17 protein-coding genes and 1 tRNA gene are annotated in these 18,384 nt (G+C 68.2%); 6 read left to right on the top strand and 12 right to left on the bottom strand.

Annotation, left to right across the window (positions count from 1 at the left end):
• The first annotated feature begins 148 nt into the window (after nucleotides 1-148).
• Both AC069H_RS08825 and AC069H_RS08830 read left to right on the top strand, forming a co-directional pair.
• Nucleotides 149-1,048, top strand: a complete 900-nt coding sequence (locus AC069H_RS08825) for a hypothetical protein (RefSeq protein ID WP_478231833.1) — start codon at nucleotides 149-151, stop codon at nucleotides 1,046-1,048.
• A 165-nt stretch (nucleotides 1,049-1,213) separates the two neighbouring features.
• Entirely contained in the window at nucleotides 1,214-1,951 is a 738-nt protein-coding gene (locus AC069H_RS08830; protein WP_478231834.1) for a hypothetical protein, read from the top strand.
• A gap of 6 nt (nucleotides 1,952-1,957) precedes the next feature.
• On the opposite strand, the gene prfA is transcribed toward AC069H_RS08830, so the two are convergent.
• Together prfA and rpmE are read right to left on the bottom strand one after the other, a co-directional pair.
• The gene (prfA, locus tag AC069H_RS08835) at nucleotides 1,958-3,028 is read right to left on the bottom strand and encodes a peptide chain release factor 1 (protein WP_478229674.1); all 1,071 of its coding nucleotides are present in this window, start codon (nucleotides 3,026-3,028) and stop codon (nucleotides 1,958-1,960) included.
• A 94-nt stretch (nucleotides 3,029-3,122) separates the two neighbouring features.
• The gene (gene rpmE, locus AC069H_RS08840) at nucleotides 3,123-3,350 is read right to left on the bottom strand and encodes a 50S ribosomal protein L31 (protein ID WP_007028345.1); all 228 of its coding nucleotides are present in this window, start codon (nucleotides 3,348-3,350) and stop codon (nucleotides 3,123-3,125) included.
• A gap of 222 nt (nucleotides 3,351-3,572) precedes the next feature.
• Between rpmE and AC069H_RS08845 the strand changes: the two genes are divergently transcribed.
• Nucleotides 3,573-4,118 (top strand): CHAP domain-containing protein, encoded by a 546-nt coding sequence (locus AC069H_RS08845; RefSeq protein WP_478231835.1) that lies wholly within the window; start codon nucleotides 3,573-3,575, stop codon nucleotides 4,116-4,118.
• Between the two features lie 65 nt (nucleotides 4,119-4,183).
• Here AC069H_RS08845 and AC069H_RS08850 read toward each other — a convergent pair whose 3' ends face one another.
• From AC069H_RS08850 to argS, 7 genes are all read right to left on the bottom strand, one after another.
• Nucleotides 4,184-4,717, bottom strand: a complete 534-nt coding sequence (locus tag AC069H_RS08850; protein WP_478231836.1) for an AAA family ATPase — start codon at nucleotides 4,715-4,717, stop codon at nucleotides 4,184-4,186.
• Nucleotides 4,718-4,891: 174 nt separating this feature from the next.
• Nucleotides 4,892-6,850, bottom strand: a complete 1,959-nt coding sequence (gene rho, locus AC069H_RS08855; protein WP_478231837.1) for a transcription termination factor Rho — start codon at nucleotides 6,848-6,850, stop codon at nucleotides 4,892-4,894.
• Nucleotides 6,851-7,269: 419 nt separating this feature from the next.
• Nucleotides 7,270-8,151: a homoserine kinase gene (gene thrB / locus AC069H_RS08860; RefSeq protein ID WP_478231838.1), complete on the bottom strand. Its 882-nt coding sequence runs from the start codon at nucleotides 8,149-8,151 to the stop codon at nucleotides 7,270-7,272.
• The gene (gene thrC / locus AC069H_RS08865) at nucleotides 8,148-9,209 is read right to left on the bottom strand and encodes a threonine synthase (RefSeq protein WP_478231839.1); all 1,062 of its coding nucleotides are present in this window, start codon (nucleotides 9,207-9,209) and stop codon (nucleotides 8,148-8,150) included. The genes thrB and thrC overlap by 4 nt, the downstream gene beginning before the upstream one ends.
• Nucleotides 9,206-10,516 carry a homoserine dehydrogenase gene (locus AC069H_RS08870; protein ID WP_478231840.1) on the bottom strand — a complete coding sequence of 437 codons (1,311 nt, stop codon included), beginning with the start codon at nucleotides 10,514-10,516 and terminating at the stop codon, nucleotides 9,206-9,208. The genes thrC and AC069H_RS08870 overlap by 4 nt, the downstream gene beginning before the upstream one ends.
• 3 nt (nucleotides 10,517-10,519) lie before the next feature.
• Entirely contained in the window at nucleotides 10,520-11,953 is a 1,434-nt protein-coding gene (lysA, locus tag AC069H_RS08875; protein ID WP_478231841.1) for a diaminopimelate decarboxylase, read from the bottom strand.
• A 6-nt stretch (nucleotides 11,954-11,959) separates the two neighbouring features.
• Nucleotides 11,960-13,615, bottom strand: a complete 1,656-nt coding sequence (gene argS / locus AC069H_RS08880) for an arginine--tRNA ligase (RefSeq protein WP_478231842.1) — start codon at nucleotides 13,613-13,615, stop codon at nucleotides 11,960-11,962.
• 203 nt (nucleotides 13,616-13,818) lie between these two features.
• Between argS and AC069H_RS08885 the strand changes: the two genes are divergently transcribed.
• Entirely contained in the window at nucleotides 13,819-14,619 is an 801-nt protein-coding gene (locus AC069H_RS08885) for a DUF3105 domain-containing protein (protein WP_478229706.1), read from the top strand.
• An 8-nt stretch (nucleotides 14,620-14,627) separates the two neighbouring features.
• Nucleotides 14,628-15,326 (top strand): DUF305 domain-containing protein, encoded by a 699-nt coding sequence (locus tag AC069H_RS08890; RefSeq protein ID WP_478231843.1) that lies wholly within the window; start codon nucleotides 14,628-14,630, stop codon nucleotides 15,324-15,326.
• 87 nt (nucleotides 15,327-15,413) lie between these two features.
• On the opposite strand, the gene AC069H_RS08895 is transcribed toward AC069H_RS08890, so the two are convergent.
• Both AC069H_RS08895 and AC069H_RS08900 read right to left on the bottom strand, forming a co-directional pair.
• Nucleotides 15,414-16,331, bottom strand: coding sequence for a cation diffusion facilitator family transporter (locus AC069H_RS08895; RefSeq protein ID WP_340683776.1), 918 nt, complete (start codon nucleotides 16,329-16,331; stop codon nucleotides 15,414-15,416).
• A gap of 150 nt (nucleotides 16,332-16,481) precedes the next feature.
• The gene (locus AC069H_RS08900; protein ID WP_478231844.1) at nucleotides 16,482-17,606 is read right to left on the bottom strand and encodes an epoxide hydrolase family protein; all 1,125 of its coding nucleotides are present in this window, start codon (nucleotides 17,604-17,606) and stop codon (nucleotides 16,482-16,484) included.
• Between the two features lie 258 nt (nucleotides 17,607-17,864).
• On the opposite strand from AC069H_RS08900, the gene AC069H_RS08905 reads away from it, so the two are divergent.
• Nucleotides 17,865-17,937, top strand: a tRNA-Arg gene (locus AC069H_RS08905).
• 59 nt (nucleotides 17,938-17,996) lie between these two features.
• Here AC069H_RS08905 and AC069H_RS08910 read toward each other — a convergent pair.
• A complete protein-coding gene (locus tag AC069H_RS08910; RefSeq protein ID WP_478231845.1) occupies nucleotides 17,997-18,335 on the bottom strand; it encodes an ankyrin repeat domain-containing protein in 339 nt (112 codons plus the stop codon).
• Nucleotides 18,336-18,384 lie beyond the last annotated feature (49 nt).

Here is an 18,384-nt window from a genome sequence, read left to right on the forward strand (position 1 = left end):
TGTGTCTCCTCGAGTTCTGGCGTTCCGCCGGCTGAGCAACGACTCAGCGAGGAACACAAGACCTACATCGGTCGCGAAGACAAGACGAACTATCGCGGCAACCGGCAGCAACCGCTCTCGGCGAATAACAGAGTCGATTACGACGCCTATGAGGTCTGCCGCGGACGCGCTCGATCGCGTCCTCCATGCCTTCATCGAAGAGATCGGCGAGGAGCCGACGCTCGGAGAATTCCTCGAGATACTGGGACTCTCGTTCCAGCCGGACGAGGACCTTCTGCCGGGTGCGCCGTTCCCCCTTCTCTTCAAGGCCAAGAAGAAGGGGAATCGCTGGTACAAGGCCGAGTTGTCCGAGAGGGTCGCCTCGCTCAATGACAACACCTTCACCGAAGCCGGCGATTTTCTGAATCTGCTCGCCGCCGGAAGCGGTGCCGAGCCGGCCCAGCCGTCGTCAGTCGAGGATCTCGCGCACCATGTCCTCGAGGTCCTTCAGTCCGGCGATCGTGCGTTCAGCGACATCGCCGCACGGGAACTCCAGGCCCTGATCCCCCCAACGGCCAAGAAGACCGCCAGGGTGACGGTCGGCGATGTGGTGGCGATTCCCGCGGTGCCCCGAGGCCACCATCTGGCCATCGTGCTCTGTGAAGACCAGATGGGCACAGCACTCGGCTTGTTGGAAGGCGTCTTCTCTCCGCCGCGAGTCGGTGACATCGGAAGTCATCGGGCCCGCCACATCCCGGTCTACACGGGGCCCAGATTGATCAAGAGCAGGACTTGGCCGATCGTGGGGCACCATCCTGAGCTGCAAGACCTGTTCCCTGATCCGCCCGAGGTCTACTGGCAGGCGAAGACGTCCTGGGGAGAACAGTACGGCGAGTACGGCGGCGCGGGTAAACCCGATGGCCAGGTTCGGCTGCTCGACAAAGCAGAGGCCGCGGCGGTCGGCCTCTTGGACGGCACCTATCGGCAGATATACCTGGAAGAGTACTTCCAAGAATTACTCAACGAAGGCCGCTTCGACAATGGACCGGCTCCGCGTTCCTGGCTCTGATCGTCTCGGTTCCCTGGTGATCGCCAAGCGTTCGCGCAGAGGACATGCGTTTCTGGCGCGTGTCACGGAGAGCCCTCACCCGCGGGACGGGCGTCGTTCCATGCGGCGCCCGTCCCGCGTAGGCTGAGCGCCACCTGTACGCGCCGAAGGGCTCACGCGATAGTCATGGATCTCCGGGAAACGGCAGTCGTCACGCGGATATCCGCGAATATCGAGGCCGAGGACTTCGCCGCGGCCGCCGCACTGGGCGAACGTCTCATCGGTGAGTTCGAGGCCACCGAGCTGGAGATCTGCCGGGCGGACCCCGAAGGCGGCTGGACGGGTTATCTGGTCTCAGTCGGCTATCGCACGCCTCCTGCCGACGGCGAAGATCCCGCCGAAACACTGCATCGAGCCGCGGTACCCGCGCTTTTCCACTTCGGACTGAATGCGCAATTCTTCGAAATCCACGGCACGCCGGAGACCGGCCAATACGGAAGCTACGACGCCTACGACACCCGAGCGGACGGATTCACTCTCTATTCGCTGATGGCGTCCGTCGGCGGCACCGACCCACGTGAGCCCGCGTACGTCACAAGGCACGATTTCTCGCCGCGTGCGGAAACCGATGTCATTTCGCGGGTGCATCTCTATGTCCCCACTGGTGACCTGCGGTCGGCCGTGGACCTGTGCGGTCGTCCCGCGGCCGACCTTTCGGCGTCACTGATCCGAATCAGCACGGACGCGGGTCCTTGCGAGGCGGTACTGTTGTCGGCTTTCCCGGCTCTGGCAGGGGAAAGCGGTGAAGAAGCGCTCAGGCGGGTCGCGAACGAGGTGACCGACAGGCTGTCGCAGGTGAACATGTCCGTCCGGGCGGTCCATACCGCGCTGGAGGACGATCCGTTCTACACCGAGCCCGGCTAGTTCGCCTCAGCCCGCGTGAGCCGCGAGCCGCTCTTCGCGGTCCGCGGTGATGAGCGCGTCCAGAACGCCATCGAGGTCACCGTCGAGGACCTGGTCCAGGTTGTACGCCTTGTAGTTCACCCGGTGGTCGGCGATGCGGTTCTCCGCGAAGTTGTAGGTGCGGACCCGCTCGGAGCGGTCGACGGTGCGGACCTGCGAGCGGCGCGCGTCCGACGCCTTCGCGGCGGCTTCCTCCTCGGCGATCGCCTGGAGGCGGGCCTGCAGCACCTGCAGGGCGCGGGCGCGGTTCTGGATCTGCGACTTCTCGTTCTGGCACGAGACGACCACGCCGGTCGGGAGGTGGGTGATCCGCACCGCCGAGTCGGTCGTGTTGACGCTCTGGCCGCCGGGGCCGGACGAGCGGTAGACGTCGATCCGCAGGTCGTTCGGGTCGATCTCGACCTCGACGTCCTCGGGTTCGGGGTAGATGAGCACGCCGGACGCGGAAGTGTGGATGCGGCCCTGCGATTCGGTGGCGGGCACGCGCTGCACGCGGTGCACCCCGCCCTCGAACTTCAGGCGCGCCCAGACGCCGTCGGCCTCGGCGGAACGGCTCTTGATGGACACGGTGACGTCCTTGAAACCACCGAGGTCCGAGTCGACCGAGTCGAGCACCTCGGCCTTCCAGCCGTGACGCTCGGCGTAGCGCAGGTACATACGCAGCAGGTCGCCGGCGAACAGCGCCGATTCCTCGCCGCCTTCACCCGACTTGATCTCCATGACCACGTCGGAGCCGTCGTACGGGTCGCGCGGCAGGAGCAGTTCGGTGAGCTTGGCTTCGAGCACGGGGATCTTGGCGGAGATCTCCTCGGCCTCGGCCGCGAAGGCCGAGTCTTCCGCCACCAGTTCCTTCGCCGTCTCGAGGTCTTCACGGGCGGTGTCGAGCTCGCGGACCGTCTTGACGACGGGGCTCAGCTCCGCATACCGGCGGCCGAGCTTGCGGGCGCGCGCCTGGTCGGCGTGCACGGACGGGTCGGCCAGCTGCTCTTCCAGCTGGGCGTGCTCTTCGAGCAGACCCTTCAGCGAACTCGAATCCACCACTCCACCTTTCGAGGGCCCGGACAAAACCAAGGCTGCGACACCAAAGAAAGCGGCGCCTACCCGGACATGCGGGTAGGCGCCGTCGTTCAAGCTACTTGGCGTCTTCGGCCTTCTTGCGCTTGCCGTAGCGAGCCTCGAAGCGCGCGACGCGGCCGCCGGTGTCCATGAGCTTCTGCTTGCCGGTGTAGAACGGGTGGCAGTTCGAGCAGATCTCGACGTGGAGGTTGCCGGAGGTCTTGGTGCTGCGCGTGGTGAATTCGTTGCCACAGTCACAGTTCACGTGCGTGACCACGTACTCGGGGTGAATACCGCTTTTCATGGTGTCCTCTCTCGTTGGCCCCGGGTCCCCGTGCGGGGTGAACCGGTGCCGGACTTCAGCGGATGATTTTGCCAGATGTGCTGGCAGTGGCGTCAACGCACCCCACCCCCGGCATATTCCACTACGTTGAGTTATCAACTATCGACATCCAGTTGTACGAAATTTGTACTTGATCACGCGATGCTCCGCCTGTTGGTGATTCCTCAACAGGAGGTACTGATCATGCGCACCATCCTCGCCAAGGTGGCGAAGCCGGCCTCCGTCGCCGCGCTGGCCATCGCGGCCCTCGCAGTGGCTCCGGTCGCAGGAGCCGCTCCGGCCGCCCCCGAAACGGCCGCCACCATCACCGCCGCCGACATCAACCCGGCCGCCGGGACGTTCACCACCCTGTCCGACGGCGACCTGGCCATCCAGGGCGCCGGCGACGGCACGCCCGCCGGCGCCGTCCAGTGGTTCAAGAACCACATGGGCTCCACCGCGTACCAGGGCCTCTGCGAGAAGGCCGTCGAGAACGCGTACGGGACCACCGGCGTCTGGGCCTCGGCCAACGCGCACTGGAACGGCGCGAGCCCGAAGCACACGACCGGGACGCCGCCGAAGGGCTCCTTCGTGTACTGGAACATCAGCCAGTGGGGCCACGTCGGCATCGCCGACGGCTCTGGCGGGATCTACGCCTCCAGCATCGGCGGCAAGATCGGCCACGCGTCGAGCGTGCACTACTTCAACAACTACCGCGGCTGGACTCCTGCGGCGGTTCCGCACCGCTGAGCCATCGCTTGGACCGCCGTCCGTGAAGGCCTCCTTCCCTACCCTGAGAGTAGGGAAGGAGGCCTTCACGGACCTTCGATCGACGCAAGCCAGCGCTTCGTCGTGCGCGGCGAGGTCAGCCGCACCACCGGCACCGCCGGATCCGCGACCCAGCCGCGGATCGTGCGCCGTTTGCGCGCGAACGAGCGGAAGTGCCACACGATGATCGAGTCGCCGGAGAGCATGCCCCGCAGCGTCTCGACGTTGCCGTTGCAGATCCGCCGACGGGTGACACACCGCACCACGGTCCGGCGCACCAGACGGCTCAGCGAAACCCAGCGCGGATAGTCCAGCGCGACGACCAGTTCGGCGCGGGGCAACGCGATGTCGCGCCATTTGGCGAACATCCCGTCGATGACCCAGCGCTCCCCCGCGACCAGCGCGCCGATCCGGCGTCGCTGCTCGTCGTCGGGGACGGGCACCCAGCCTGGCTGCCAGGCGAGTTCGTCGTCGACCGAATGGCACGGCAGCCCGGTCCGCTCGGCCAGCTTTCGCGCCAGCGTCGACTTACCCGAGCCGGTGACCCCGTACACGACGATGCGCCCCGGCACCGAACCCACGGCTTCCTCCCTGCATGGACCGCCGTCCGTGAAGGCCTCCTTCCCTACCCTGAGAGTAGGGAAGGAGGCCTTCACGACCTCACCTCGCTGACATACGCCCCGAGTACATGAAGGCCCCCTTCCTTGCGCCTGGCGCAGGGAAGGGGGCCTTCATGTACTTACCGACCGAAAAGGTCAGTCGTCGTCGTTCGAGCCGAGGGCCGTCTTCGAGACCTGCATGAGGAACTCGATGTTGGTCTTCGTCTTGCGCAGTCGCGAGATCAGCAGGTCGATGGCCTGCTGCGAGTCCAGCGCGTGCAGCACCCGGTGCAGCTTGTGGGTGACCGCGAGCTCGTCCGGCGAAAGCAGCAGGTCTTCCTTGCGGGTACCGGACGGGTTGATGTCCACCGCGGGGAACACGCGCCGCTCGGCGATCTTCCGGTCGAGCTTGAGGTCCGCGTTCGCGGTGCCCTTGAACTCTTCGAAGATGACCGTGTCACCGGTGGACCCGGTTTCGACCATCGTCGTGGCGAAGATCGTCAGCGAACCGCCGTTCTCGATGTTGCGCGCCGCGCCGAGGAACCGCTTCGGCGGGAACAGCGCCGTCGAGTCGACACCACCGGAGAGGATCCGGCCGGACGCCGGGGCCGCCAGGTTGTACGCACGGCCCAGACGGGTGATCGAGTCGAGCAGCACGACGACGTCGTGGCCCATCTCGACCAGGCGCTTCGCCCGCTCGATGGCCAGCTCCGCGACCGAGGTGTGGTCGGACGGCGGGCGGTCGAAGGTCGAGGCGATGACCTCACCCTTCACCGACCGCTGCATGTCGGTGACCTCTTCCGGACGCTCGTCCACGAGCACGACCATCAGGTGGCACTCGGGGTTGTTCGTCGAGATCGCGTTCGCGATGTCCTGCATGATCGTCGTCTTGCCCGCCTTCGGCGGCGACACGATCAGGGCACGCTGCCCCTTGCCGACCGGCATCACCAGGTCGATGACGCGAGTGGTGAGCTTGTGCGGCTCGGTTTCGAGACGCAGCCGCTCGTTCGGGTACAGCGGCGTCAGCTTGGTGAACTCGGGACGACGCTTGGACTCGTCCGGCTCCAGGCCGTTGATCGAGTCGACACGCACCAGCGGGTTGAACTTCTGCCGCTGCTGCTCGCCGTCACGCGGCTGACGCACGACACCGGTGATGGCGTCACCGCGGCGCAGGCCGTACTTGCGGACCAGCGAAAGCGAGACGTACACGTCGTTCGGCCCGGCGAGGTAGCCCGAGGTGCGCACGAACGCGTAGTTGTCGAGCACGTCCAGGATGCCCGCGACGGGCAGCAGGACGTCGTCCTCGCGGATCTCGGTGTCGGGCGAACCGCCCTGTTCACGGCCACCGCCGGAACCGCGGCGGCGACGGTCGCGGAAGCGACGGCCGCGACGGCCGCCTTCCTCGTCGTCGTCGCCCTGCGGGCCCTGGCCCTGGCGCTGGCTGTTGTCCTGGCCGCCGCCCTGCTGGTTGCGCTGGCGGTTGTCCTGGCCACGGCCGTCGCGGTTGCCCTGACGGTTACCGCCTTCGTTGCGGTCACCCCGGTCACCGCGCTCGCCACGGTCACGCTGTTCACCGCGCTCACGCTGCTGACCGCCCTGCTCGGGCGAACCCGCGGCACGGTTGGAGCCGCGGCGACGACGGTTGCGGCCGCCCTCTTCCTGCTGCGGCTGGCCGTCCTGCTGGGAGTTCTCCTGCTGCGCGGGCCGCTCGGCGGCGGGCGCGGAGCCGTTCTCCGAGACCTTCTCGGTCTTCTCGGCGCGAGGAGCCTCGGCCGGAGCTGCTTCGGCCTTCGGGGTCTCCTGCTTCGGGGCCTCCGTCTTGGGCGCTTCGGCCTTGGGAGCCTTGCGCGGTGCATCGATCCCCTCGAGCGGAAGCGTTTCGCTCGCCGCGGCGGGGGTCTTGCGCTTGGTCTTGCCCTGGCGCTCGCGGATGGCCGCGATCAGATCGCCCTTGCGCATACCCGTGGTCTCGCCGATGCCAAGTTCCCCAGCGATCGAGCGCAGCTCGGCGACGGTCTTGCCGGTCAATCCGCCGACCGTGCGCTTGGGAGCCACGGCGCCGTTCGACTCGGCGGCGCCACCTTCGACGTCGCTCAAAAGATCGGTGTTGCTCACAAATGTCCTTCCTGACCGATCCACGCCTCCAGGTGGATCAGCGGACCGCCGCTCGCGTCCGATTGCGAAACGGCGTAATTGGCCCCCGATACGGGCGATCAGCTCCTCGGCCGTGTTGAACACAGCTAGAAGGCCTCCAGCACAGGGATTTGCGTCCTCCAAACGGAGGAAGCGGAATTCGGCACCGCCGGAACCGGGAACCCGCCTGCGTCCATCCGCTACTCCCCGCTTGCCAGGCGGTGTACGGAACTGGCGGATCAACGAAGGATGCGGGCCAAGGATGACACTGGTCACCTGGACCGGCACCGGGTGCGGAAACGCACGGTGATCGAACGCCCCCGAGGGTAGACCGCACCACGGCCGGGTGCAACAACCACCCCCCGCGTGGCGGGGCGAGGCTCTCGCATGTGACCGAGGCTTTACTGAGCCGCAACCTGAACGCCGCCCGGATCGATCGGCAGCTCGGTGACGTCGAAGGACGTAACGTCGACGCCCGCCGGGAGTATTCCCCCGGTGGTCAGCGCGAGCACCGTCGGACCTGCTCCGGAGATGGCCGCGGCCACCCCTTCGGCCCTCAGCGCGCGCACCAGTTCACTGCTCGCCGGGTACGCGGGCGCCCGGTAGTGCTGATGGAGCCGATCTTCGGTCGCGGAGAGCAACAGGTCCGGGCGCGAGGTGAGCGCGTGGACCGCGAGCGCCGCGCGGCCTGCTGTGAAGGCCGCGTCGGCGTGCGGGACCTGGGCGGGGAGCAGCCCGCGCGTGGCGTCGGTCGAGGACCGCAGCGCCGGGACGGCGACCACGGGCCGGATGTCGTGGTGCGGCTGGAGCCGTTCGGCGCGGAACCGCTCGCCCTCGGTCCAGGCCACCACGAAGCCGCCCAGCAGGCTCGCCGCGGCGTTGTCGGCGTGTCCCTCGAACCCGGCGGCCAGCTGCAGCGCGTCGTCGTCCAGGGCCTTCTCAGCCAGCGCGTACGCCGCCGCGACACCGGTCACGACGGCGGACGCGGACGACCCGAGGCCGCGGGCGTGCGGGATGGCGTTGAAGCAGCGCAGGTGCAGGCCCGGCGGGCGGAGGCCGAGGTGCTCGCAACCGCGCCGGAAAGCGCGGACGACCAGGTGCGACTCGTCGGTCGGGACGTCCTCCACCCCGCCCGCGCCGACGTCGATCACCTCGATCTTGAGGCCGGCGTCGGTGATCCGGACTTCGACCCGGTCGTACAACGCCAGCGCGAGGCCGAGGGTGTCGAATCCCGGGCCGAGATTCGCCGACGACGCCGGGACCTTGACCTCGATCAGCGTCATCGCAGGTCCAGCGCGGTGGCGACGGCGGTCGGGTCGACGGCGAGCGGCTCGACCTCGACATTGCCCTCCAGCGCCGTGGCCGGGTCCTTCAGGCCGTGTCCGGTGACGGTGCACACGACCGTCGAGCCCTTCGGCAGGCGCCCGTCGGCGGCCGTGGCGAGCAGACCCGCGACGCTGGTCGCCGAAGCGGGCTCGACGAACACGCCTTCCTTGCGGGCGAGCAGCCGGTACGCCTCGAGGATCTTCTCGTCGGTGATCGCTTCGAACAGGCCCGCGGACGCGTTCTTCGCCTTCATCGCGCCGTCCCAGGACGCGGGGCTGCCGATGCGGATCGCGGTCGCGATGGTGTCGGGATCGGCCACCGGCTCGCCGTGCACGAGAGGCGCGGCACCGGCCGCCTGGAACCCGAACATCCGCGGGGTGTTCTTCACCACACCGTCGCCCGCGTACTCGGAATACCCGGCCCAGTAGGCGGTGATGTTGCCCGCGTTGCCGACCGGCAGGCAGTGGATGTCCGGCGCCCGGCCGAGGACGTCGCAGATCTCGAACGCGGCCGACTTCTGGCCGGCGATGCGCACCGGGTTGACCGAGTTGACCAAGGTCACCGGGTAGTCGATCGCGGTCTTCTGCGCGAGTTCGAGGCAGTCGTCGAAGTTTCCGTCCACCTGGAGGATCCGCGCGCCGTGCTGCACCGCCTGGGCGAGTTTGCCCATCGCGATCTTGCCCTGAGGCACCAGCACCGCGCAGGTGAGCCCGGCGCGGGCCGCGTAGGCGGCGGCCGACGCCGACGTGTTGCCGGTGGAGGCGCAGATGACGGCCTTGAGCCCGCTGGCGAGCGCGTGCGTGATGGCGACGGTCATCCCGCGGTCCTTGAACGACCCGGTCGGGTTCACGCCTTCGACCTTGAGGTGGACCTCGCAGCCGGTCAGTTCCGAGAGGTGCGGGGCGGGCAGCAGCGGGGTGTTGCCTTCGCCGAGGGTGATCACCTTCGCGCCGGACGGGACCGGGATCCGGTCGGGATAAGCCTGGATGATCCCGGGCCACGGTTGGGGAATCACTGGTCTTCGCCTTCCACGCGCATCACACTGACGACCTGGTTCACCACATCGAGTTCGGCAATGTCGTCCACAGTGGACCGCAATGCCGCGTCCGGCGCCAGGTGGGTGACCACGACCAGGCTGGCCGTGTCGTTCGCGTCGCGCTGCCGCACGGCGGCGATGCTGACACCGTGCCCGGCGAACGCCTGGGCCACCTGGGCGAGGACGCCCGCTCGATCGGCCACGTCGAGACTGACGTGGTACCGCGTCGGCGTCTGGCCCATCGGCCTGACCGGGAGCGCGGCATGCGCGGATTCGCGCGGGCCACGTCCGCCGACGACCCGGTTTCGAGCCACCGCGACGAGGTCGCCGAGCACGGCACTCGCGGTCGGCGCGCCACCGGCGCCCTGACCGTAGAACATGAGCTCACCAGCGGCGTCGGCCTCGACGTAGACGGCGTTGTACGCGCCGCCGACCCCGGCGAGCTGGTGGTTGCGCGGGATCATCACCGGATGCACGCGCGCCGAAACGGACTCGGTGCCGTCGTCGGCGGTCACACGCTCGCAGATGGCGAGCAGTTTCACCGTGCGGCCCAAGACGTTCGCCGCGGCGAGGTCCGACGCGGTGACATCGGCGATGCCTTCGCGGTGCACGTCGGACGCGGTCACCCGGGTGTGGAACGCGAGAGAGGCGAGGATCGCGGCCTTGGACGCCGCGTCGTAACCGTCGACGTCGGCGGTCGGGTCCGCCTCCGCGTAGCCGAGCCTGCTCGCCTCTTCCAGCGTTTCCGCGTAACCGGCGCCGGTGGAGTCCATCGCGGACAGGATGTAGTTGGTGGTGCCGTTGACGATGCCCATCACGCGGGTGATGCGGTCGCCGGCCAGCGATTCGCGCAGCGGGCGCAGCAACGGGATCGCCCCGGCCACGGCCGCCTCGAAATACAGGTCCACGCCCGCCGCGTCGGCGGCCTCGAACAGCTCCGCGGAATGCTCGGCGAGCAGCGCTTTGTTCGCCGTGACAACGGATTTCCCGGCCTTGAGCGCGTCGAGCAGCCACTGCCGCACCGGCTCGATGCCGCCGACCAGCTCGACGACGACGTCGACGTCCGGGGAGGTGACGAGCTTCGTCACGTCGGAGGTCACCAGTTCCGGTGGGAGCTCGGGGTGCTTGTCGGGGCGCCGCACCGCGATACCGGCCAGCTCCACCCTGGCGCCCGCCCTCGCGGCGAGCTCCCCTGCCTGCTCGGTGAGCAGCCGGACCACCTCGCCGCCGACCGTCCCGCAGCCCAGCAGGGCGACCCTGATCACGCGTTCGTCCACAGTAGACACTTGCTAGACCTCCAGGCGCAGCATGTCGTCCGTCGTCTCCCGCCGCAGCAGCACGCGGGCGCTGCCGTTGCGCACGGCCACCACCGCGGGCCGCGGCTGCCGGTTGTACCCGCTGGCCATCGAGTAGCAGTACGCCCCGGTGGCCGCCACGGCGAGCAGGTCGCCGGGAGCAAGGGTGTCCGGGAGCCAGCAGTCACGGACGACGATGTCGCCGGACTCACAGTGTTTTCCCACGACCCGGGACAACGCGGCGGCGGCCTGGCCGTCCCCGTCGTCGTCCGCGGACCGGGATACGAGACGGCAGTCGTACACGGCGTCGTAGAGCGCGGTGCGGATGTTGTCGCTCATGCCGCCGTCGACGCTGACGTAGCGGCGGGCGGCCTTGTCGCCGAGCGAGACGTCCTTGATGGTGCCGACCTCGTACAGCGTGATCGTGCCGGGGCCGGCGATGGCGCGGCCCGGCTCGCCGGCGATCTTCGGCACCGGAAGGCCCGCGTACTCGCATTCCTTGCGGACGATCTCGCGGATCTGCGTGATCATCTGCGCGGGCGGGGGCGGGTTGTCCTTGTCGGTGTAGGCGATACCGAAACCGCCGCCGAGGTCGACGATCGACAACTGGTCGAGCAGATCGTTGCCGTGCTCCTTGGCGAGTTCGGCCAGCAGGCCGACCACGCGGCGGGCGGCGACCTCGAAACCGTCGGCGTCGAAGATCTGCGAACCGATGTGGCTGTGCAGGCCGATCAGCTTGAGCGACGGCGCGTTGAGCACGCGGCGCACGGCCTCGGCCGCGTCACCGGAAGCCAGCGAGAAACCGAACTTCTGGTCCTCGTGCGCGGTCGCGATGAATTCGTGGGTATGCGCCTCGACGCCGACGGTCACCCGGATGAGGACGTTCTGCACGACGTCGTGCCGGGCGGCGACGTCGGCCAGCCGCGCGATCTCGTGATAGGAGTCGACCACGACCGTGCCGACGCCGGCTTCGACGGCGGCTTCCAGCTCGGGCAACGACTTGTTGTTGCCGTGGAAGGTGATCCGCTCCGCCGGGAAGTTCGCGCGCTGCGCGACGGCGAGCTCGCCGCCGCTGCAGACGTCCAGGCTCAGCCCCTGTTCGGCCACCCAGCGGGCGATCTCGATGGACAGGAACGCCTTGGACGCGTAGTGCACGAGCGCCGGGTCGTCGAACGCCTCGGCGTAGTCGGCGCATCGGGACTTGAAGTCGGCCTCGTCGACGACGAACAGCGGCGTGCCGTATTTCTCGGCGAGCTCGCGGACGTCGACACCGGCGATGCGGACGACGCCGTCACCGCCGCGGAAAGTGTTGCGGGGCCAGACTTTCGGGTACAGCCTGTCGAGTTCTTCGGGACTCGACGGCGGGAAACCGGAGGCGTCGGCGTGGGGGTAGACGTCGGCGTGGCGGGGGCCCGCGGGGTGAGCCATTCTTCGTTACATCCGTTCCGGAGCAGAGACACCGAGCACGTTGAGGCCGTTCGCCAGCACCTGGCGGGCGGCCTGGCACAGCGCGAGCCGGGCGAACGTGAGGGGGGTGGCCTCCTCGTCGCCCTGGGGAAGGACACGGCCGACGGTGTAGAACTTGTGGTACGCGCCGGCGAGTTCTTCGAGGTACCGGGCGACGCGGTGCGGTTCACGCAGCTGTGCGGCCCGGCGGAGGACGGTCGGGAATTCGCCGATCGTGCGGATCAGATCGCCCTCGGCGGGCAGCGTAAGCAGGCCGAAGTCGACTTCGCCATCGGTTTTCAGGCCCAGGTCGGAAGCGTTGCGCTGCAACGAGGCCAGCCGCGCGTGGGCGTACTGGACGTAGTAGACCGGGTTGTCGTTGGAATGCTTGCGCAGCAGGTCGAGGTCGATGTCCAAAGTGGAGTCGACCGAGTAGCGGATCAGCTCGTAGCGGGCCGCGTCCACACCGACGGTTCCGACCAGGTCCTCCATGGTGATCACGGTGCCGGCGCGCTTGCTCATCCGGACGGGTTTGCCCTCGGAGACCAGGTTGACCATCTGGCCGATCAGCACCTCGACGACGGCCGGGTCGTCGCCGAACGCGGCCGCGGCGGCCTTCAGGCGGGCGATGTAGCCGTGGTGGTCCGCGCCGAGCATGTAGATGCAGAGATCGAAGCCGCGCTTGCGCTTGTCCTGGAAGTAGGCGAGGTCACCGGCGATGTAGGCCGGGTTGCCGTCCTTCTTGATGACGACGCGGTCCTTGTCGTCGCCGTGTTCCTTGGACTTGAGCCACCAGGCGCCGTCGGAGAAGTACAGGTTCCCGGAGTCCTTCAGCTGCTGGACCGAGGACGCCACGGCGCCGGACTCGTGCAGCGAGTTCTCGTGGAAGTAGACGTCGAAATCGGTGCCGAAATCGTGCAGGCTCTGCTTGATCTCGGTGAACATCAGCTCGATGCCGACCCGGCGGAAGGTCTCGGCCCGCTCGTCGTCGGGCAGCGAGAGCGCGCTCGGCTCCTGGCGGATGACCTCGGCGGCGATGTCGTTGATGTAGCCGCCCGCGTAGCCGTCCTCGGGGGCGGGCTCGCCCTTGGCGGCGGCGATCAGGGACCGGACGAAGCGGTCGATCTGCGCGCCGTGGTCGTTGAAGTAGTACTCGCGGGTGACCTGGCCGCCCTGCGCGGACAGCACGCGGCCCAGCGCGTCGCCGACCGCGGCCCAGCGGGTGCCGCCGAGGTGGATCGGGCCGGTCGGGTTCGCCGAGACGAACTCGAGGTTGATCTTGACGCCCGCCAGCGCGTCGCCGAGGCCGTACTTCTCCCCGGCGTCGAGCACCTGCTGGACGATCTGGCCCTGCGCGTCGGCCGCGAGCCGCAGGTTGAGGAAGCCCGGCCCGGCGACCTCGGCCGATTCGATGCCGTCGGTGGCCGAAAGCGCCTCGGCCAGCGCGTCGGCGAAGTCGCGGGGCTTCATGCCCGCCTTCTTGGCCACCTGCAGCGCCAGGTTGGTCGCGTAATCGCCGTGCTCGGGGTTGCGGGGACGCTCGATCGTCACCTTCTCCGGCAGCACGGAATCGTCGAGGCCGCGCGCGGCGAGAACCTGCACGGCGGAGTTACGGACCAGGTCGGCGAGAGCTGCGGGAGTCACTCGCGGAATTCTAGGTGTGACCTGGTCCGGGCTTCGCAGCGACCGCCGGAAGGTGTGAGCCAAGCCGGTGATCTTCCGGCTGTTCACGGTGATCAGACGCGCGGTCTCTACACTGGCCCGCGCAGGGACCACCCCTTTCGGAGAACGCAGGAGCCATGGCTAACGGGACAACCAGAAAAAAGGGCGCGTCGTCGAAGAACGCCATGAAGGCCGCCCGTAGTTCCGTCGTGTCCAAGAAGGGCACGCCCTGGGGCACGATCATCGCCGTCGTCGCGATCGTCGTCCTGGCGGCCTCGGTGGTCACCTACTACATGGTCGCTTCGGCGCCCAAGCGCGAGCAGAAGACCCGCGAAGAGGCCGCTGCCGCCTTCGCGCCCTCGCAGCAGGACCCGGACCCCTCGAAGCGCATCCCCGGGGTGACCACGGCCACCTACGAGGGCTCCGTCCACGTCTCGGCCGCCGAGCGCGTCAACTACGACAAGACCCCGCCCTTCGGCGGTCCGCACGACCAGGCCTGGGCCGCGTGCAACGGCGTCGTCTACGAAAAGGCCGTCCGCAACGAGAACATGGTCCACGGTCTCGAGCACGGCGCGGTCTGGATCGCCTACAACCCGCAGCAGGTCACCGGCGAAGCGCTGGACCTGCTGAAGGTGCGCGTCGAGGGCAAGCCGTACATGGTGATGTCGCCGTACCCGAACCTGGACAAGCCGATCTCCGTGCAGTCCTGGGGCCACCAGCTGAAGCTGGACTCCGCCTCCGACGAGCGGATCGACCAGTTCGTCGCCGCGCTGCGGACCAACCCGTTCGGCGCGTACCCCGAGCGTGACGCCACCTGCGACGCGCAGATCGAGCCGGGCGACTTCGACCCGACCCCGCCGGGCCCGGACGCGAAGCCGATGGACTACAAGGGCACCGCGGGCACGGAGCAGGACCAGCCCGGCACCGGCCAGAGCGGCGTGCCTTCCGTGCCCGCCACCCAGCCCTCGGCGCCCGCGAGCAAGTAGTGAGCCAAGTGGACCCCGATCCCCAGGACGAAGCCTCACGGTCGGCCAAGAGCCGATGGCTGGTGATCGGGGCCGCCCTGGTCGTCATGCTGATCCTCGGCTTCGGCCTCGGCGCGCTGACGACCAGGCTGATCGACTCCGAACCGGAGCAGACGACGCCGGGCGCGGGCTCGGTCGAGGTCGGCTTCGCGCAGGACATGTCGGTGCACCACCTCCAAGCCGTCACCATGGCGGGCTGGGCGCGGGACCACACGACCGATCAGGCGATCAAGACCCTCGCGTTCGACATCGAGCGCACGCAGACCGGCCAGGTCGGCCGGATGAAGGGCTGGCTGGGCCTGTGGGGCCAGCCCGAGCAGACGACCGGCGCCTACATGACCTGGATGACCGAGCCGATGTCCGGCCACGGCGGGCACGGTGGCGGCGACATGAAGCCGCCGAACGGCGCGCCGATGCCCGGGATGGCGACGTCGGCCGAACTCGCCAAACTGCGGTCGCTGACCGGCAAGGAGCTGGACATCTTCTTCCTCCAGCTCATGCTGCGGCACCACGAGGGCGGGACCGAGATGGCGCAGTACGGCCACGATCACACGTCGATCGCGGACGTGAAGTCGCTGACGCGGAGCATGCTCGTTTCGCAGGGCGCCGAGATCACCCTGATGAAGGGCATGCTCCGAGAGCGCGGCGCGGCCCCCCTCCCCGCCTGACGCCTTTCCTCTCACGCATTTCGTCCTCTGAATGCGGTAGTTCGCTTTGCCAACTACCGCATTCAGAGGACGAAATGCGTCAGGGGGTCACCAGGAGAGTTCCCGGCAACGTTGAGCGCATTGGGGCACTTCTATCTGCAGGGTCGCGTGCTCGATCGAGTAGCGATTCGCCAAAAGGTTCTGCGCCTCGGTCAGCACCTCGGCCTGCTCCACGGTCGGCGCGATCGTGAGGTGCGCCGAAGCGACCTCCATGCCCGAAGTCAGCGTCCAGACGTGCAGGTCGTGGACGTCCTCGACACCCTTCAGCCCGCCAAGCTCGGCCTGGATCCCGGCGACGTCGACGCCCTTCGGCGCGTGCTGGAACAGGATCCGCAGCGCGCGGCGGGCGAGGGCGTAGGTGCGGGGCAGGACGAAGAGGCCGATCGCGACACCGATGATCGGGTCGGCGTAGCGCCAGCCGGTCAGCAGCGTGATCGCGCCGCTCAGCAGGACACCCACGGAGCCGATCAGGTCGGCGAGGACTTCGAGGTACGCGCCGCGGACGTTGATGCTCTCCTCCGCGCCCTTGCGCAGGATCAGGAACGAGGCGATGTTCGCGACGAGGCCCGCGGCCGCCGCCAGCAAAACGGGCAGGCCGGGCACGGCAGGCGGGTCGCTGATCCGGCCGATGGCCTCGACCAGGACGTAGCCCGCGACGCCGAACAACAGGATGGCGTTGGCCAGGGCCGCGAGCACTTCGGCGCGGTAGAAGCCGAAGGTCCGGGTCAGCGTCGGGCCGCTGCGCCGGGCGAGCAGGATGGCCGCCAGCGCCATGCCGACACCGAGGACGTCGGTGAACATGTGCGCGGCGTCGGAGATCAGCGCGAGCGAGCCCGTGGCGAACCCGACGATGAACTCCATGACCATGAAGCCGGCGCCGATGACCAGGGCGATCGTCAAGCTCTTGAGGTAGCGGCCTGACGCGCTCGACGGCGAGGCCGTTCCATGCCCGTGCCCGTGACCCATTGCTCCGCCTCTCGTGAAGTCGACAGGCCGAATATATTGTCACATGCGCATATGTGCAATACAGGTGAGCCTAATTCACCATGTCTTAAGCCACACACGGAAGCCATCCCCCAGGAGGGCCTTCCCGAAACCTGGACTCGCCACGCACCGCTACCGAAGCGACCGGAAGAACCCCCGCAGCTGACCGACGAAGGCCTCAGGCTGCTCGAACGCGGCGAAGTGACCGCCCTCGGCCAGCACCTCGTACCAGCGAAGATCGGTGTAGCGCAGCTCCGCCCAGCGCCGGGACGGCCGGATGATCTCACGGGGGAAGATCGAGATACCCGAAGGAACTTCAACGGCCGAGACGTCCTGTTTTTTGTTCTCCCAGTAGATCCGCGCCGACGAGGCCGCCGTCGCGGTGAACCAGTAGACGGAGATCGCGTCGAGCATCTGGCGCCAGGACAGCGCGGACTCCGGCGAGCCGTCGTTGTCGGTCCACTCCCAGAACTTCTCGGCGATCCACGCCGCCTGCGCCGCCGGCGAGTCGGTGAGCCCGTAACCGAGCGTCTGCGGACGCGTGGCCTGCTGTTGCGCGTACGCCGACCCGACCGCGCGGAATCGCGCCAGGTCACTGATCGCCGCCTTCTCCTCGGCCGTCGGTTCACCGAGGACGGCCTCGTCATACGGGACGCCCGCCATGCTGACGTGGACGCCGATCAGTCGCTCCGGCGCGACCTTGGCGAGCATGTTCGTCACCCCGGCACCCCAGTCGCCACCCTGCGCGACGTAACGCTCGTAGCCGAGCCGCCCCATCAGCTCGTCCCAGGCCCGGGCGATGCGCTCGACGTTCCACCCCGTCGACGCCGGCTTGTCGCTCCAGCCGAACCCCGGCAGCGACGGCGCCACGACGTGGAACGCATCCGCCGGATCACCCCCATGCGCGGTGGGGTCGGTCAGCGGCCCGAGCACGTCGAGGAACTCCACGACCGATCCCGGCCAGCCGTGCGTGAGCACGAGCGGCGTCGCGTCCGGCTCCGGCGAGCGAACGTGCAGGAAGTGGATCCCGAGACCGTCCACAGTGGTCCTGAAACCCGGGAAAGCGTTGACCCGATCGGCCAGCCCGAAGTCGTAGTCCTCCGCCCAGTACCGGCACAGCTCCCGCGCGAACTCCAGCGGAACTCCCTGCTCCCAGTTGTCCACGGTGGCCGGCTCGGGCCAGCGCGTGGCGCGCAGGCGGGCACACAGGTCGGCGATGGCGGATTCGGGGATCCGGACTTCGAACGGCTCGATCATCGGGCCTCCAGTTCGTCGGTACCACCAACGCTACGCATTTCCGATGCCACCGGCCCCGCACCAAGGCCGGCTGCAGCGGTCGGAAGACCTGGTCAGAGGCACACAGGACACGTTCCTCACGCCACTGGACCGCGCCGAACCGGAGCAGTCGACCGGGCTACCGGCGCGCCTCGTGGAGCACCACGCCGGTTAACGACCACCACTCGGGAGCCCCTGCGGGGACATGCGCTAAGCTTCCAACGTCGCTCAGGCGGCAACGCCCTCGTAGCTCAGGGGATAGAGCACTGCCCTCCGGAGGCAGGTGTCGCAGGTTCGAATCCTGCCGAGGGCACACAGATCGACCATACGGTTCAGTTGCACGTTTGTTCCATCATCGGCGAGTGCGAACCGCTAGGTGCCCACTCCGTTGCGACGGGCGCCCCATCTCTCAAAGAGAGCCGACGCCAACCAGTGACGGCTTACGAACGCCATATGCTCAGCAGTAACGCCGCGACCGCCATCCGAAAGTCGCTTCGGGTCCGCTCCTCGCGCAAGCAAGTAAGCCGTGACATCCACGTGCAGTGGCTCGCCCGTCTGCGTGTGACTGTCAACCTCGACGTCAATGGCATGGTGCAACAACGTAAGCCCAGCATGCTCTTCGTTGATGTCAGCGCCGCCATCGAGGAGTTCACGAAGCAGCGGAAGATCACCCCTCTCGACCGCCTGATGAGCAGGGCTCAAGTCCTTCATCAGGGCCGTCTCCTGAAACCCCGTATCCGAAGCACCGTCGCAGATCGAT

This window comes from Amycolatopsis sp. NPDC043887 (assembly GCF_056435665.1).

Bases quoted from the DNA above. Each gene is read 5' to 3' on its own strand.
- AC069H_RS08900 (WP_478231844.1), bottom strand. From the start codon at position 17,606: ATGATCGAGCCGTTCGAAGTCCGGATCCCCGAATCCGCCATCGCCGAC.
- lysA (WP_478231841.1), bottom strand. From the start codon at position 11,953: ATGGCTCACCCCGCGGGCCCCCGCCACGCCGACGTCTACCCCCACGCC.
- thrB (WP_478231838.1), bottom strand. From the start codon at position 8,151: ATGACGCTGATCGAGGTCAAGGTCCCGGCGTCGTCGGCGAATCTCGGC.
- AC069H_RS08885 (WP_478229706.1), top strand. From the start codon at position 13,819: ATGAAGGCCGCCCGTAGTTCCGTCGTGTCCAAGAAGGGCACGCCCTGG.
- AC069H_RS08825 (WP_478231833.1), top strand. From the start codon at position 149: ATGAGGTCTGCCGCGGACGCGCTCGATCGCGTCCTCCATGCCTTCATC.
- AC069H_RS08895 (WP_340683776.1), bottom strand. From the start codon at position 16,331: ATGGGTCACGGGCACGGGCATGGAACGGCCTCGCCGTCGAGCGCGTCA.
- AC069H_RS08845 (WP_478231835.1), top strand. From the start codon at position 3,573: ATGCGCACCATCCTCGCCAAGGTGGCGAAGCCGGCCTCCGTCGCCGCG.
- AC069H_RS08910 (WP_478231845.1), bottom strand. From the start codon at position 18,335: ATGAAGGACTTGAGCCCTGCTCATCAGGCGGTCGAGAGGGGTGATCTT.
- rpmE (WP_007028345.1), bottom strand. From the start codon at position 3,350: ATGAAAAGCGGTATTCACCCCGAGTACGTGGTCACGCACGTGAACTGT.
- AC069H_RS08830 (WP_478231834.1), top strand. From the start codon at position 1,214: ATGGATCTCCGGGAAACGGCAGTCGTCACGCGGATATCCGCGAATATC.